The organism is Bacillus sp. FJAT-28004, from assembly GCF_001280845.1.
Lineage (GTDB): Bacteria > Bacillota > Bacilli > Paenibacillales > Paenibacillaceae > Pristimantibacillus.
Map to the genome: position 1 here is coordinate 4362894 of NZ_LGHP01000001.1, position 16118 is coordinate 4379011.

General features: G+C 45.7%; 17 protein-coding genes. 10 read left to right on the forward strand and 7 right to left on the reverse strand.

Annotated features, from left to right (window positions below; genetic code table 11):
* Positions 1 to 13: 13 nt before the first annotated feature.
* The 4 genes from AC787_RS19000 to AC787_RS19015 all read left to right on the forward strand — a co-directional run bounded on the left by AC787_RS19000 (position 14) and on the right by AC787_RS19015 (position 4967).
* Positions 14 to 1768: an ATP-binding protein gene (locus AC787_RS19000; RefSeq protein ID WP_054026220.1), complete on the forward strand. Its 1755-nt coding sequence runs from the start codon at positions 14 to 16 to the stop codon at positions 1766 to 1768.
* 93 nt (positions 1769 to 1861) lie between these two features.
* Positions 1862 to 2629, forward strand: a complete 768-nt coding sequence (locus AC787_RS19005) for a sporulation protein (RefSeq protein ID WP_054026221.1) — start codon at positions 1862 to 1864, stop codon at positions 2627 to 2629.
* 152 nt (positions 2630 to 2781) lie between these two features.
* Entirely contained in the window at positions 2782 to 3909 is a 1128-nt protein-coding gene (locus AC787_RS19010) for a DNA alkylation repair protein (RefSeq protein ID WP_054026222.1), read from the forward strand.
* Positions 3906 to 4967, forward strand: a complete 1062-nt coding sequence (locus tag AC787_RS19015; RefSeq protein ID WP_054026223.1) for an FUSC family protein — start codon at positions 3906 to 3908, stop codon at positions 4965 to 4967. The genes AC787_RS19010 and AC787_RS19015 overlap by 4 nt, the downstream gene beginning before the upstream one ends.
* A gap of 447 nt (positions 4968 to 5414) precedes the next feature.
* Here the strand turns inward: AC787_RS19015 and AC787_RS19020 are convergent, their stop codons facing one another.
* The 6 genes from AC787_RS19020 to AC787_RS19040 form a co-directional block, all read right to left on the reverse strand.
* Entirely contained in the window at positions 5415 to 5714 is a 300-nt protein-coding gene (locus tag AC787_RS19020) for a hypothetical protein (RefSeq protein ID WP_054026224.1), read from the reverse strand.
* Positions 5715 to 5739: 25 nt separating this feature from the next.
* The gene (locus AC787_RS34485; RefSeq protein WP_162839316.1) at positions 5740 to 5883 is read right to left on the reverse strand and encodes a hypothetical protein; all 144 of its coding nucleotides are present in this window, start codon (positions 5881 to 5883) and stop codon (positions 5740 to 5742) included.
* Positions 5884 to 6004: 121 nt separating this feature from the next.
* A complete protein-coding gene (locus AC787_RS19025; RefSeq protein WP_082360853.1) occupies positions 6005 to 6346 on the reverse strand; it encodes a zinc ribbon domain-containing protein in 342 nt (113 codons plus the stop codon).
* Between the two features lie 50 nt (positions 6347 to 6396).
* Positions 6397 to 7005 (reverse strand): TVP38/TMEM64 family protein, encoded by a 609-nt coding sequence (locus tag AC787_RS19030; RefSeq protein WP_054026226.1) that lies wholly within the window; start codon positions 7003 to 7005, stop codon positions 6397 to 6399.
* A gap of 15 nt (positions 7006 to 7020) precedes the next feature.
* Positions 7021 to 8214, reverse strand: coding sequence for an MFS transporter (locus AC787_RS19035; protein WP_235561013.1), 1194 nt, complete (start codon positions 8212 to 8214; stop codon positions 7021 to 7023).
* An 18-nt stretch (positions 8215 to 8232) separates the two neighbouring features.
* Positions 8233 to 9396 (reverse strand): MGDG synthase family glycosyltransferase, encoded by a 1164-nt coding sequence (locus AC787_RS19040; RefSeq protein ID WP_054026227.1) that lies wholly within the window; start codon positions 9394 to 9396, stop codon positions 8233 to 8235.
* Between the two features lie 133 nt (positions 9397 to 9529).
* On the opposite strand from AC787_RS19040, the gene AC787_RS19045 reads away from it, so the two are divergent.
* Complete coding sequence (locus AC787_RS19045) at positions 9530 to 10507, forward strand: aldo/keto reductase (protein ID WP_054026228.1); 978 nt, start codon at positions 9530 to 9532, stop codon at positions 10505 to 10507.
* Positions 10508 to 10564: 57 nt separating this feature from the next.
* Here the strand turns inward: AC787_RS19045 and ilvA are convergent, their stop codons facing one another.
* Complete coding sequence (gene ilvA / locus AC787_RS19050; RefSeq protein ID WP_054027143.1) at positions 10565 to 11812, reverse strand: threonine ammonia-lyase IlvA; 1248 nt, start codon at positions 11810 to 11812, stop codon at positions 10565 to 10567.
* Positions 11813 to 11954: 142 nt separating this feature from the next.
* Between ilvA and AC787_RS19055 the strand changes: the two genes are divergently transcribed.
* The 5 genes from AC787_RS19055 (at position 11955) to AC787_RS19075 (ending at position 16045) form a co-directional block, all read left to right on the forward strand.
* Positions 11955 to 12545 (forward strand): hypothetical protein, encoded by a 591-nt coding sequence (locus tag AC787_RS19055; RefSeq protein WP_054026229.1) that lies wholly within the window; start codon positions 11955 to 11957, stop codon positions 12543 to 12545.
* Positions 12546 to 12854: 309 nt separating this feature from the next.
* Positions 12855 to 13655, forward strand: coding sequence for a hypothetical protein (locus AC787_RS19060; RefSeq protein ID WP_054026230.1), 801 nt, complete (start codon positions 12855 to 12857; stop codon positions 13653 to 13655).
* Between the two features lie 32 nt (positions 13656 to 13687).
* Positions 13688 to 14140 (forward strand): flavodoxin, encoded by a 453-nt coding sequence (locus AC787_RS19065; RefSeq protein ID WP_054026231.1) that lies wholly within the window; start codon positions 13688 to 13690, stop codon positions 14138 to 14140.
* A gap of 19 nt (positions 14141 to 14159) precedes the next feature.
* On the forward strand, positions 14160 to 14873 hold the full coding sequence (locus tag AC787_RS19070; RefSeq protein WP_054026232.1) for a hypothetical protein: 714 nt from the start codon (positions 14160 to 14162) through the stop codon (positions 14871 to 14873).
* Between the two features lie 320 nt (positions 14874 to 15193).
* On the forward strand, positions 15194 to 16045 hold the full coding sequence (locus tag AC787_RS19075) for an AraC family transcriptional regulator (RefSeq protein ID WP_054026233.1): 852 nt from the start codon (positions 15194 to 15196) through the stop codon (positions 16043 to 16045).
* Positions 16046 to 16118 lie beyond the last annotated feature (73 nt).

The following is a 16118-nucleotide window of genomic DNA, read 5'->3' on the forward strand; positions in this document are numbered from 1 at the left end:
TTTAAGGAGTTCTATGAACGATCTGATTATAGATGGAAATCCGTTTTATTTAATTTTATCGCTCTTCATCATCTGTTTTGCGTCTTACACGATGCTGAATATGATCGAGAAGCCTCTGCCAAGGGAACAGGCACACGGATTCAATAGGATTATTGGCGGAGCCTCCGTATATGGGCTCGGCCTATGGACGATGCATCTTGTATTATTGCTTGCGTCCGACTATAGATTGGTCATGAATTGGAGCATGCTGCCGATAACGGTCGTATTTGTTGTTATCGTCTATTCCTCATTTATTGTTTTGAAAAAACAAGCGTTCACATCGGGACGTTTCTTATTTAGCGCTTTATTAATGGCACTTGGAGCTAACATGCTTCATTACATGTCGAAGCTGACGGAATCAGTCATTGTACTAAAGATGGACTGGCTGCTATTTTGGCTCTCCTTTGGAGTCAGCTTTGTTGGCGCTTTTCTGGCTTTTTACTGGCTGGAAACAAAGACGACAAGGTATAAACTGAAAAGCTGCATATCACTTGGACTGTCTAATATGGTCACTCATCTGATTGGGATGCATGCACTGCAGATTGATTACGGAGATGTTTTAACTACAGACCTGTTAAATAAATATTTGCTGATGCTTGCTTTTCTGCTTGGGCTATCTAACTTAATTATCCTTAGCTTCAGTCTCTCGACCTGGCTGGCCTCGAACAAATACAGCCAAATGAATGAGTGTTATAAGCTTCTAGTTGAAAACTCCATGGATACGATTGCCATAATAAGTGATGATAAATGGGGATTTATGAACCGTGCGGGTTTGCGCTTGTTCGAGGTGCAGTCAGGGGACGGAATTATCGGTTCAAACGTCTATAATTTATTGGCGGAGCCATATCATAGTGAAATGGCAGCATGGCTTGCAGCGGGTCGAGCAGGAGAGGAGGCACCCAATAAGCCGATTGAGCTGCAATGGATGTCCATGCAAGGAACACTGCTTCATACGGAAATGGTACGAGCGAGCTCTACCTTTTCGGGTAAGCAAATTGAACAAGTCATTATTCGAGATATTTCTGAGCGAAAAAAGAACGAGGAGCTGCTCATTAATTCTGAGAAGCTTTACGTGGCAGGCCAATTAGCGGCAGGCATTGCACATGAAATTCGAAATCCACTCACCTCGTTAAAAGGGTTTCTGCAGCTCATAACATCAGGCAGGGGGAATATCAACAATTTTTACGAAATTATGAAAACGGAGCTCATTCGTATCGAATCCATTGTCAGTGAGTTGCTTATGCTCTCCAAGCCACAGGTATATGAGTTTGCGCATAAAGACTCCCGTCAAATGATGGCGGACACGGTCAATTTACTAGAGACACAAGCTATTTTGCATAATGTCATCATTAAATTCCATTCGGATTACCGTCCATTATGGGTGTTTTGCGTTGAGGATCAATTAAAGCAAGTGTTTATTAATGTACTAAAAAATGCGATTGAAGCGATGCATAACGGTGGCGTCGTTACGATTAATATGTCCCTCGATAGTGATCTCGGAGTCGAAATACGAATTAAAGATGAAGGAACAGGTATGCCTGCGGAGCAGCTGTCTAAGATCGGTCAACCTTTCTATACAACGAAGGATAAAGGAACCGGACTTGGCTTAATGGTCACCTATAAGATCATCACTAATCATCAAGGACATATTTCGGCAGAAAGCGAGCTAGGGATCGGGACGACCTTTATCATTCAATTGCCGTATAAGGAACAACCGAGTCCGACATGAAGAAGTCAAATGGAATTTGAAACTTAATTTTAAAGACATCGTAATACGGTTATGCAGTTAGGATAGATGATAATTTGATTGGAGGTCGGTTTGATGTTTAATCGTTTTTTGGCAAGCATCGGTATTGGCTCAGCAAAGATTGATACATTGTTAGAAAAAGCACGTTATGCACCAGGTGAAGAGGTTCGAGGTATCGTTAAGATTCAGGGCGGCAACGTGGAGCAGCGTATTGAAACGATACAACTATCGGTCATGACAGAATATATACGCGAGAGCAATGACAGTAAAATTAAGCAGCAGGGAGTGGTAGGTCGCTATCATGTGAGCGCCCCATTCACGCTGCAGGCAAATGAGAATCGGGAGGTGTCTTTCTCCTTTCAGCTTCCTCATCAAACACCGCTTACAATCGGCCACGCACCTGTATGGGTGAAAACGGAATTAGACGTTCGCGGAGGTGTCGATCCAGGTGATAATGACCGAATCGAAGTCGTTCCGACTGCCGCAATGAATACGGTGCTTGAGGCGCTGAATTTGCTCGGCTTCCGTTTGCGCAAGGCAGAATGTGAGTACTCCTCCCGCCTTGGTGGTAAAATGCCTTTTATTCAAGAGCTGGAGTTTGTTCCAACTTCACAGTTCCGCGGTCAGCTTGATGAGCTGGAAGTTATGTTCTATCCATCGGATCGTGAGCTTGAGCTGGTGCTTCAGATCGACCGGCGTGCGCGCGGGTTGTCTTCCTTTTTTGCAGAAGCTATGGATATGGATGAGACATTCGTTCGGGCTCGCTTCACGAATGATCAGCTGTCAGCGGGATCGAATGCAATCGCTCAGCAGTTGTCCGGTATCATAGCACGCTACATTTAATCATTTTATAAATAAACCAAGCTCGGGAGCGCTCCTGTAGGAGCGTTTCGGAGCTTTTTTTGCTGTTTACAGAGCAGTTATAAACGAATAACGCATGCAAGTAGTGAACGGATCGGATTTTTCGGTATAATAACTGGAGGAGGGGATTTAAATTGGCAGAACCGCTTAAAGCTATGTATGACGGATTATTTTTGGAACAATTTGCGGGTTTGCTGAAGACAGCATGGAGCCCTTTTGACGCCATTCTTTTCGCAGAGCGTGTACGAGATGGTGACTGGGAGCAGCTTGAGCTAAAGGCTCGCACTCGAAAAATAACAGAAGCGCTTGGTGCCTCATTACCACAAGCTTATGATGAAGCGCTGGCTGTTTTATATCAAATAGATGAAAAATGTACAGGGCTGCCGTTTATCATTTTTCCAGACTTCGTCGAAGTTTTTGGGCTGGAACCGCAGAACTGGGAGCTATCTTTGGACGCGCTTGAGCGCTTTACGAAATATTCGACCTCAGAATTTGCGATAAGAGCTTTCATTCTGAAGGATCCACAGCGTATGGCTAAGCAAATGCTTATATGGGCAGATCATCCGAATGAGCATGTAAGGCGGCTTGCGAGCGAAGGAATAAGGCCCCGTCTTCCGTGGGCGCAGGCGCTGCCGCTCTTTAAGCGCGATCCATCGCCGATTGTTCCGATTTTGGAGAAACTGAAATGTGATCCTTCACTTTATGTGCGCAAGAGCGTAGCTAACAATTTGAATGATATTGCGAAGGATCATCCCGAGCTCGTTATTGCGCTTGCGAAGGCTTGGATCGGCAATGATGCGAAGACGGATTGGATCATTCGCCATGGTTGCCGCACGCTGATCAAGCAATCGAGCCCGCAAATCATGGAATTGTTTGGGTACGCGAAGCACACATCTGCAGAGGAAACGGAACGTCCGCTTGTAGCTTTTGCTGCAATCGAGGTAGATCCACAGTCGGTAGCTATCGGCGGTGAGGTTTCTTTACGCTATCGCGTACAGCTGCGTGAGGGTGAGCCGGCTAAGCTGCGTATCGAATATGGAATAACGTTCGTGAAGTCTGGAGGCAAAACGTCGCTAAAACGTTTTCTGCTATCGGATCGTGAGTATGCCGGAGGAGCATCAGCTTCAAGTGTTCGCGTTCATCGTTTTGCTGATTTAACGACGCGCAAGCATTATAGCGGGCTTCATCTTGTGACACTTTGGGTAAATGGAAGAGAGGTGGCTTCAGCCGAACTTCTTGTGACGGAGGCAGAATCAACATGACGATTGGTGCAAGAGTTTTAAAGACGGGGATGGCTGTTGCGTTAGCGATTTACTTGAGCAGTTTATTCGGCTTCGCTTCCCCGCTTATTGCTGCCGTGGCAGCTATTTTTACGATTCAACCTTCTATATACCGCTCATGGCAGCGTGTAGCGGATCAAGTACAAACGAATCTGCTTGGCGCTGTAATGGCGATTGTAGCTGTTCGGTTATTCGGTCATACGCCGATTGCGGCAGGTCTTGTTTGTATCCTTGTCATTCTTATCAGTATACGTTTGAAGATGGAGAGCACGATTAGTCTGACGCTGGTTACGGTCGTTGCCATCATGGAAGCGAATGGACAAGGCTGGGACGTGGCGATAGGAAGATTTTTAATGGTGCTTACCGGTATTGGCGCTTCATTCGCGGTTAATGTACTTGTGTTTCCTCCACGTCCAAGGAAGCAATTTACCGAACAGGTTCATCAGGCGTATTCACAGCTTTCACTGCTGCTTCGTACGGCAATTTCAAATGAAATGAAGGAGCAGGTTTTCCGTCAAGAGAAGGACAAGCTGCATGATACGCTGCGCAAGCTGGAGGAACGTCACGCTGTATTTGAAGAAGAACGCCAAGTGCTTGCAAGGACGAAGACGAGCCATGCACGTCAGCTGCTTGTATCGAAACAAATGATTAAGTCTCTGCAAAAAGGGGCTGATCTCCTCGATGTGGTGGAGGAGCATTACTTTTCCTCGCCAAGCGCCAGTGAGTGGGCGCTGCGCTTCGATCGGCAAATTGAGGATTTGTCGAAATATCACGAGCATATTTTGCTGAAAGCTGAAGGGAAAATGAAGCCCAATGCGCTGATTGAGCCCGAGGAAGAAAGAGAAGCGAGGTTCGTGAAGGAGTTAACAGCTTACATTTTGGAAGATCCGGATGAGCATAAGCGTCTCGTCTTTGTTGCTTCGGCATTGTTCGAATACGCCTACCATTTACGACGGTTGGAGAAGCTGCTCGATCAAGTGACGCAGCGTGAAGAAAGCGCGAAGCGCAGTTCAGAGGAGTCGGGCGAGGGAACGAAGTAATAACGTGATAAGTTGGATGATTAGCAAAACTGAATCTTCGGTGGAGGTTGCGGTAATCAGAGTGGCTTGCAGCTACATAGCTCATTCTACACAGCAGGCTGCTATAGCCAGAGTAACTTTGTAGCCACCCAACGTAGGTCTACATTGCAGTTACTACAACAGAATGAGCTCCACAAGCGCATTTTTCGATCTACGATGCAGTAAGTACAATAGAATCCTATAAATGAAGCTTAGTTCTCCTATAACACGGCTAATCTATTGTATAACTGCAACGCAGCTAACGAAATGGTACGGCATGTTAGGTTTCTGCTGCAGTAAGTGCAGTAGTTGTACCGATTACCATAAGTTGCATACGAAACAAACAAAACAAAAACAGCAGGCAAGAACGCCGCATACGAGCGCTCTGACCTGCTATTTTTTCTGCTTTTATTGCTGCATGCTCAATGCTTACTGATCATCATCCGTTTTATTGCTTCCTTCATGACGTCTTGGATGCTGCATATGAGCTTCTGGGTTATTGGCATTATCATGCGGTACCAATCGTGGATCAGTATGCCCTTGATGATGATTATTGAAGTAGAGCTCAACGAGCTGCCACTCTGTCGTTCCGAGCATCGGATCCGCCGGGAATATCTCTCCGCGTTCCAACTGCTCTTCACGTCCCCATTCATTACGGTAGGTGCCTTTTACTTCAACTGGCTCACCGGATAGGGGATTCATTTCATTATGGTTATTATCATTGCTCATATGGTGTCAACCAACCTTCCTGTGCTTATAATCCGTGCTTAGGCACCGCTGAACGATCGGCATCTGACTGCAGCTCGCTTGCTTTTTCTTTGCTGGCTAGATTGCGGTCTGCTCGAGATTGCGCCTTACTTGCTGCCTTCTGTTGATCGGATGGCTGTTCGCCTGACATATGGTCACCCTCCTGAGAATTTCATCGTTTTTCGTTTTCTTTATCTTCAGAAGAAGATCCTCAACAGTGTGCCACAAAAGGATGAAATGTATGAGTACAGGTTGGAGGGATATGAGCAAATCTATAATAACTGGAGTCCGCATGAGGGGCAAACCGAATCACGTTCAGTGACGATCTCATCGCAAGCGGGACATGGTTCGGAAAATGGTGCTTTAGCAGCCGCGGCATCATTTATGAGCTCGGCTTGGCCATTCTTTTTGGCGGAGGATTGTTCGGGTTGAGGACGGAGATGGGCAGGCGTACCGAAGATTGTCTCCACCATCTCTTTGATGTCCTTGAACTTATCTGAATCGTCAGAAACGATTCGAATGAACATAAACATGCCAGCGAGCAGTGCAAATGTAATGACCAGCACGATCGTCGTTGCCCCAACATCAAACCATGTGAGGAGGGGGCGCGTCATATGTACCGGCCAATGATTTAAGATGGACCATGTAAGCAGATTCGATCACCTCACCCATTCACCTGATAGCGAGACTCGAGACGTTTGCCCCCAAACCACATGACCAATACAGCGGTAATCGAGACGAATATACGCCAAGGCTCATCGACCAGATTGCCGATATCGAAGCTAATCAAGGAGATGCAAAATATCATAACTGCCTTACCAAGCAGTGTAGCAAGCAAAAATGTAGGAAAGGGCACCTTGCTAAGGCCGGATACGACGGTTATAACGATCGAAGGTGTAAATGGGAAGCAAGCCAGCAAGAATAAAGGCGTGAAGCCTCTGCGTTCAACCCAATTGAAAAACCGCTCTGATTTTGGAAAACGCCGCTCCAGTCTCCCTTTCACATTGCGCCCCAGCTTTCGACTAATCCAAAATACGGAGATAGCGCCGGCAGTTACACCGATCCATGAGAAAAGAAAGCCGAAGCCAAGGCCGTAAATGTTGGCATTAGCTGCAATGATAAGAATTAATGGGAGGAAAGGGAGAAAAGATTCAAGCATCGGAAGCAAAATACCGGGAAATGGCCCCCATTGCGAATAGCTTTCCAATGTCCATTGGATCGAATCGAGATCCAAGTGTTTTAAGTATTCCAGCCAGTTGCGCCAATCATTCATAGATCTAACCCCGTTCTACTTGTTTGTAGCTTTTTCATTTGTAGCGAATGTCGGAAATGGGAACCATAAATAAAATAAGCCGATCAATCCAAAGAGGATAGCACTTGTCCAAAAAACAGAAGCTTCCCCGTTCCAAGCAGCGATTAAGCCGCCAGCAGCTGGACCGATCATAACGCCAATGCCTTCAAAGGTAGATAATACACCCCAGCCAAGCCCCTCTTGATTAGGTGGCACATACGCTGCGAGCAGCGCATTCCATACAGGCAGAATAGCGGAGTAGGATAATCCAAGAGCAGCTGCTATTAGTAAACAATACCAGAACGAAAGACCTGATGCTAGCATATATAAGCCAAATGCAAACGCTCCGAAACCAGTCACGAGAAACCATTTTTTATTAGCCAGCTTATCGGCGAGCTTTCCCATTGGAATGAGTCCTGCCGCGGCAAAAAGTCCTCCCGCTGTTAGAAGAATAGAATATTGCGTGCCTGAGATGCCAAGCTCTTGATTTGCAAAGCTAGGCAATATCGGAACGAGCATGCTAGCCCCTGTCGTCTGCAAAATCATTCCCGGCAGCAGCATCTTCATATGTCCGAGTCTATCCTTCAGAATGCTGAGCTGTGTTCGAAGCGGCATACGGTTCGTTGTAACCGCTCGTTCTCTACTCATGAAAAGCGTTAACAGGCATGCAGCCACAGACATGCTGACAAGCAGTTTGTACGTAAATGATACGCTGAAATCAAGTAGAATATTACATACGATCGGACCGCTTCCTAGTCCGACCATCCAAATCGTGTAGAGCATCCCCATTTGGGTTGCGCGCTGCTGTTCGGTTACTTTCGTCAAGCAAACGATCCAAATCGGTGACATCCCGATACCATATAACGCAGCTGAACCAATGAACATCCATGGCAGCTCGGCGAATTGCAGCAAATAAACGCCAACCAAGGATATGATTAAACCAGCCTGAACGACGATACGAGTTGAAAAACGATCTAACAAATAGCCAATCGCCATTTTGAGCAGCGTATCGGTTATGTAGTGAGCTGAAATAGCTGCACCGATAACATCAGGCGCGAGGCCTAATGTTTTTGCTCCAAAAATAGGCAATAGGCTAACGAGTACAGCACCTCTTACAAACTCCACAATAAACAAAATAACGGAGATAAGCCGCATCTCCGCTCCAAACCAACTTTTCTGATTTGTAATCACGGGCAAGCCCCTTATCCATTATAAAGTGATTGCTTTCTCCATTATACGAAAATTGGATAAAATATCCAAAACAATGCTGTCTGCTGCGGTTTGTGAGGTTTGAAGCTGCTTAGTGGACAGTCTGCTACTAGTAAGACGTAACGGATCATGAACGAGTTTCAAAATTTGTTCCGTCAGCTCATTCACTTCATTTGCAATGATGGCCGCGCCTTTGGATTTCAGATACAATGCATTTTGTTTTTCTTGTCCGGGAACCGGCCGGTAGATAAATATGGGCAGTTCTGCAGCGATTGCTTCTGAGAGTGTGACGCCTCCAGGTTTGGTTATGAGGCAATCGGATATGGCCATTAACTCATGAATAGGCTCTATGAACCCATATACTTGCAGGCGAGAAGCCCCTTCATGTGCTTGGAATTGTTGATGAATAATATTTTTCATAAAAAGATTATGTCCACATACTAACGCAACCTGAATTTCAGCGTTTTGCAAAAGGCTGCTGCAAATTTGCGATACGTCAGGCAAAACACCCTGCGCTCCCGCCATAATAAGGACAGTAGGTTTATTAGGATTTAGTCCATACCGTTCGTAGAGTTCACTTGAGGCAGCCGTTGCGCGGAAGCCTCGCTTAAGCGGAATACCACTCACTTGGATGGCGCGTTCTGGTATACCGAGTGATGTAAGCTCCAGCCTTAAATCTTCCGTTGCGACATAATAGCGGTCGATGCTTGGATGAACCCAGCGCCTGTGAAGATCGAAATCGGTAATGACAGCATAGGAGGGCGGATGGAAGTTTTTACGTTTCTTAAGCTTCGGCAGAGCGAAGCTGGGAAAGGTATGCACGACGATATCTGGCTGCTCTGCGGCGAGAATACGCCTAATTTTTTCTGTACCAAAGGAGTGAAGCAGCGCGCCAAATAATGAATCATGTTTCATTAGCCTTGTGAAATCATACATCCAGCCATAAAGGGAAGGCATATGCGTATAGCTCTTTAAGTAAAAGCGCTTAGCAAACTCATTTAGCCAAGGATGAGATTCCGCCATTAAATCCACCATTACGGTGTGATAATTGCCATGCTCCTCCCAAGCTCCCTTAATCGCGCGTGCCACTTGAAGATGCCCTTCTCCATATGAAGCGTACAAAATTAACAATTTCGGCTGTGGATTTTCCTCGAAACGTATCATAGACACACCTCCTGCCGTTAGTGTAACGAACATTTGTTATGCGATTGTGAACGCTGTTTGGTTACTTTGTGTATTTTTAGTATAATGAATACGCAATCCATCCTATTTCAAAATTGAAGGAGCGATGATTAGAGTGCAATACACGAAACTAGGAAGATCAGGACTTCGCGTCAGCCGTTTATGTCTGGGTACAATGAATTTTGGTGTGGATACAGACGAGAAGGAATCATTTCGTATATTAGACGCTGCTCTAGATGCAGGCATTAATTTTATCGATACCGCAAACATTTACGGTTGGGGTGAGAACGCGGGCCGTACGGAAGAAATTATCGGAAAATGGTTCAAGCAAGGCGACGGACGTCGCGAACGCACTGTACTGGCTACAAAAGTGTACGGCGACATGCATGATAATCATGACGGTCCAAACCGTGAAGCTGGACTATCCGCATATAAAATTCGCAGACATTTGGAAGCTTCGCTTAAGCGTCTTCAAACGGATCATATAGAACTTTACCAAATGCATCATGTGGATCGCAGCGCAAACTGGAACGAGCTTTGGGGAGCATTCGAAACAGCGGTATACCAAGGCAAGGTTGGCTACATAGGCTCAAGTAATTTTGCCGGCTGGGATATTGCAGTTGCGCAAGGTGAAGCGAAGGCAAGAGGCTCAATTGGTCTAGTATCTGAGCAGCATAAGTACAACCTATTATGCCGTCTGCCGGAACTGGAAGTATTGCCGGCTTCGAAGGAATTAGGACTTGGCGTTATTCCGTGGAGTCCGCTTGACGGCGGTTTGCTTGCAGGCAACCACCGTCGCAAGGATGGAGGCCGCCGCAGCGGAGATTCGAAACGGCTCGAGCAGCATCGTGATAAGCTAGACGCTTATGCGGCTTTCTGTGACGAGCTTGGCGAGCCTGAGGATCTTGTTTCATTAGCATGGCTGCTCGCTAACCCGGCAGTAACGGCTCCGATTATCGGTGTCCGCACGCTGGACCAATTCGAGCGCTCGCTTCGTGCAGTTGAAATCTCGTTAGATGAATCTGCATTGAAACGTATTGATGAAATATTCCCAGGTCCTGGTGGAGATGCACCGCGCGCCTACGCCTGGTAATGACAAACGCCCCGTGTCCATTAATGGATACGGGGCGTATCTTATTCATCAGGCAGATCAGATTAACAGGTTAAATAAAACAGGATCCTTGTTCAGCTCGAGAAACTGAAAGCCCTTCTTACTCATACGGTCAACGAGCGGATTGTAATCCTCTCTGTGCTTCAGCTCGATGCCGACGAGTGCAGGCCCATTGTCCTTGTTTGATTTTTTCGTATATTCGAATCGTGTTATATCATCATTAGGTCCAAGCACGCTGTCGAGAAATTCTCGAAGAGCTCCGGCGCGCTGCGGGAAGCTGACCATAAAGTAATGCTTGTAACCCTCATAGATGAGAGAGCGTTCTTTGATCTCCTGCATCCGGTCGACATCATTATTGCCGCCGCTTACGACACAGACGACCGTCTTGCCTTGAATTTGCTCACGATAGGCTTCAAGCGCAGCGATAGGCAGTGCACCTGCGGGCTCAGCTACGATTGCATTCTCATTGTACAAGTCGAGCATCGTCGTACATACTTTTCCTTCAGGCACGGAAATAACATCGTCAAGCAATTCTCTGCAAAGCTCAAATGTTAAATCACCGATTCGTTTAACGGCTGCGCCGTCGACGAATTTCTCAATCTGATCAAGAGTTATGACTTCTCCTGCATCAAGTGAGGCCCTCAGCGATTGCGCGCCATCCGGTTCAACGCCAATCACCTTTGTTGCGGGTGAGACGATCTTCACATAAGAAGCAACGCCGGCTGCAAGTCCGCCACCGCCTACAGTCACGAATACAAAGTCGGGCACGGTATCAGAAGCTTCCATTAATTCTTGGCCAACCGTTCCGTTACCTGCTATGATTTTGGGATCGTCGAATGGATGAACGAAGGCAAGACCATTGCGGTTGCTCTCTGCAACGGCTTCGGCATAGGCATCGTCGAAGGTGTCGCCGATAAGGATAACCTCAACCTGGGAGCCGCCAAAAAAATTGACTTGTGACACCTTCTGGCGAGGAGTCGTGCTGGGCATGTATATTTTGCCGGGAATGCCAAGGGTTTGGCAAGAGTAAGCCACGCCTTGTGCATGGTTGCCAGCACTTGCGCAAACCACACCTTTAGAAAGTATTTCTGGCGGCAGTGAACGCATCATATGATAAGCTCCGCGTAGTTTGAACGAGCGAACGATTTGCAGGTCCTCTCGTTTTAAAAGTACATTGCAGCCAAACCGCTCGGACAGCACACGGTTATGTTGAAGTGGCGTACGTGTAATGATATCCTTTAAGTGCATTTGAGCTTGAACGATATCTTCAAGCCCAACCCGATGCATCGGTACAGGATTTGTGTTCAATGGTGACCATCCTCTCGGCTTTTTTGGATTAACAGTAAAAATGATTGGATTCATTATAGCACTATCATTGTGAGTTGAAGTAATAGAAATCGTTTATTTGTATAGCAAGGAGAGGATTCGCATGGGAAAAACCTTAAAAAGACTTCTGATAGGCGTCATCGTCATTCTTTTGCTGCTTGGTGGTGCACTATGGTGGTTCTTATCTTATATTGCACCGGACGAGAGGCTGGACATGAGCTATGCGCCTATTGATGTGAAAGAGAAAGCGCTGGATATGGTCAAAAAAGTAAAACTGGAGCTCGTCCTGACGGAATCCGATATTAACCATTTGATCAAAAAGCATATGAAAGACGAGTACGCAATGAACAAATCAGGAGCTGCTACCTCGGAGCTGGCAAAGGATATTCGACTGGATGGAGCCCACTTTGATCTCGAAGAGGACAAGCTGATAGCTCGGATGAATATTACCTATAAGAATAAAATTCCTGCTAGGCTGGATGCGGTATATTCGCTGGATTGGCAGTCTCCAAACATAGTCCTAAAGCCGCAATCGTTAGCTGTAAAGGCTATTCAGCTGCCGCTTAACACGCTTGAAACGATCGTCATTCCGCTAGATTTGCCGGCGCAGGATGTAGTGACGGTGAGGGATGTTCAGTTCGAGAATAATCAGATGAAAATACTTTTCAAGCTGCAAATTCAATTTAAGCTGTAATAAAGGAATCAGGTTGAGAATAGAAAACGACAGATGAGGAATATAGCCTCATCTGTCGTTTCTTTTTTTTGTTCACTAATCGATGAATGAAGAATAAATGAAGAACAGGATTGACATAATCATTGAGAATGGTTATCATGTATACGAAAGTGATAATCATTATCACTACATGCAGTAACCATATACATCTAGCAGGATAGAGCTTGAACTGTCATACACATTAACATCTTATATAAAGAATGGAACATATTGAAAGCATTTTCAGCGCGGAGAGAACGATAAAACGATTATTTTTTAGGAGTGAGAGATATGCAGACTGAAACGAGCAAGCCTTGGAATTGGCTGCTCTTTCCCTTCTCGTCCGTTAAGGCAGGAGCTGATTGCTTGTTCGCAGCTTCAGTCGGTCACGGCATTTATCAAATCGATGATGAAGGAGAATGGAAGAAGCTTGATCAAGGTATGGAAGATCAGACCAACGTAAATCGGCTGCAATTGCAGCATGATTTGCTGCATGCCTGCACAAGCAGCGGCTTATATGAATGGAACGGAGAAGCATGGGTCAATGATGGCATATTGATTCCTAGTTATCAGTATCGAAAGATCGGCGGAACTAGCTACGTTGCAACGGAATATGGGCTTTGGTCCAAAGCAGGCTCCAAATGGGAGCAAATAGCTTGCCAAGATAAACGGGTATTCGATTTTATGAATTTGCCGCAATATTTGATCATTGCACATGAGAGCGGCATCTCCTTATACGATCGTTTTATGGATGATTGGGCTCATTTTGAGCTGGGTGCAAGTGTAACTAGCTTAGCGGTATTCAGAGGCCATTTAATCGGAACAAGCGATCAAGGGGAACTGTTCATCGGCGATAAAAAAGGAAGGTTTGACCGGATAAGATTCGGCAAAAATTTTATATTCTCCGTTCAGGCGAAGGGCAATGAGGTTTATGTATGTACGGATCGCGGGTTATCAAAGCTTACTTATCTTTGTAATCAAGTAACATTACTGTCGGTTAAACTTGGCTATCCGGTAACAGATATTGATATGCAAGACGGCAATCTGTATCTCGCTACGCTTTTCCAAGGCATTCAAACGATAAATGTCTAACGACAAACAAATAGGAAGCGGAGGAATGGAAGATGCCAAAAATACTTGTGGTGTATGCTAGTATGACGGGAAATACAGAAGAAATGGCAGAGGCTATTGTAGAAGGCGCTAAGGAAGCGGGTGCGGAGGTTGTCTCCAAAGAGGCCTTCGATGCCAGTGCGGATGAGCTGAATCATTATGACGGCATAATTATTGGTGCGTACACGTGGGGAGATGGCGAGCTGCCGGATGAGTTTATCGATTTTTATGATGAAATGGATGGACTTGATCTTATCGGCAAGAAAGCAGCAGTATTTGGATCTGGAGATACATCATATCCGATCTATTGCGGCGCTGTGGATATAATAGAAGCAAAGCTGAAGGAGCTCGGTGCAGAAATAGCAGGCGAGTGCATTAAATTTGAATATAACGCGTCTGAAGAAGAGAAAGAGCAAGGAAGAAGATTAGGACGCCAAATTGCGGGTCTAGTAGCGGTAGCCGGATAATGAAACGAGAAACTTTGTGATGGAGCATCTACCTGCGATTTTGAGAGTTGAAGATTATAAGCTAGAAGAACTGCTGCGTTGTCCTGAACGGTTCGCTCGAAGAAAGTCCGGTCGCAAGCAGGAAAGTGATGTGAATTGGCGACAGCTTGTTCAATATGCAGCCAGCCACACTGTAAACGACTTTTACCGGCAGTCAAAAGAGACACGCTCGATAGAAGCCATACATACTTCCGTTGAGAATTGGTGGACGAATCGAAATTATAAATTTCATTCTGATGAGCATTATTTGCAAATGAAGCAAACGGTTAAGGAGCATTTGACAGTCTTCTTGCTTGGCGGCGCAGCTCCGAGCATGCCGATCATTTTTTATGAGCAAATGACGGCTTATGTGGATGAGCTTGATTTGGAGATTTCGCAAATCTTTCATTTGGTTTCCGCTGAGCAGGAAGGTTCGCTTGATGAATATATCGTGCAAAAGCTAGCAGTAGATACAGATGAAGATTCCCTTAATCTGTTTTTCCACATGACATCGGTATTTTGCATGAGCGCTTTTGAGAAGCTTCCTACTCGAATAGAAGTGTTCTCCCTACTGAGCGGGAAACAGGTCGTGTTTGAGCCTGATGAGGAATCGCTTGAGTTCTCTTATGACTATATGTATTTGATCAAAAGCTTACTGCCAGACGTAGACTTCTTTAAGGTTAATCCGGGTTCGGCAGAGCAGTTAGTTATGTGAAATTTTTACTGAAAATGATACAAAATTTGCAAATCCCCCAAGTCATTTCCGGATGCGGAATGAAGGGGGATTTGTTTTGTTGTAGACAAATGAAATGGTTTTCAAGTAACATGAGCAGTAGTCATTTTTTGCATATTTGCACATGGCGATTGAATGCGAGGTTTATTTTGCTGCGCAAAAGTAAGCGTATGCTTTCGAAGTGAGTTTTTGCTACGCAAAACAAAGCTAATGCTTACGAAGTAAGTTTTGCTACGCAAAACAAAGCTAATGCTTACGAAGTAAGTTTTGCTACGCAAAACTTTAGAAGGAGAGAGATTAGGTTGTCAGAGGAGCTATTACTAACATTTCGTTCACCACCATTGCCATTTTTCATAGAATCAAACCGATTGGTTTATCACGCGGGCGAGGAGCATCCGAATCGGACAAACCTCGGCGTATTTGATTTGTTGTATGTAAACAAGGGAGCGCTGCATGTAGCAGAGGACAATCGCAGCTGGACACTCGGTCCGGGAGATGTGCTTATTCTCAGACCTGACCGTTGGCATTATTCTACGCGCCCATGCGAGGAAGAAACCGTATTTGATTGGATTCATTTTCAAACAGTCGGTGCATGGGAGGAGACGGTAGGTAATCAGAGCGGATCGCTTAGAGGGGACTACTATACCTACGCCATACGTCTGCCCAAAAAAATGAAGCTTACATACACCGATGAAGCGAATCTTATTTTCTCACAATTGCATGAAGCTTCCAAAGGCTCATCGCATGGCGCGTTCTGGGATCGACAGCAGCGGTTTCTGCATTTGCTGCAAATGCTGGACGAAGGCTGGCGCTCGGATGCAGCAAAAGCAGCTGTTTCAGTAGCGGAGCGTGCAGCCGCTTACTTAAAGCTGAATTATCGCTCTCCAATCAGCAACACGATGCTGAGCGATGTGCTTCAACTACATACCAATTACATTACGCGCTGCATGAGTGAGGTTTTTGATTGCACGCCGCAGCAATATTTGCTTTATTACAGGCTCGATCAAGCTAAGCTGCTGCTTATTAAGACAGACTGGACCATTGCAAGAGTTGCGGAGGAAACAGGCTTCCGGCAGACGCCACATTTCTCAAGGCTGTTTGCATCCCATACGGGAATGCCTCCGCTGAAATTCCGAAAACGATTTACGATGTAGGCGGAAGGTCTAAACGGAGTAAATGAACTATTTTCGACAAACCGTTGTATAGAGCATTCTGATATTCTAACGA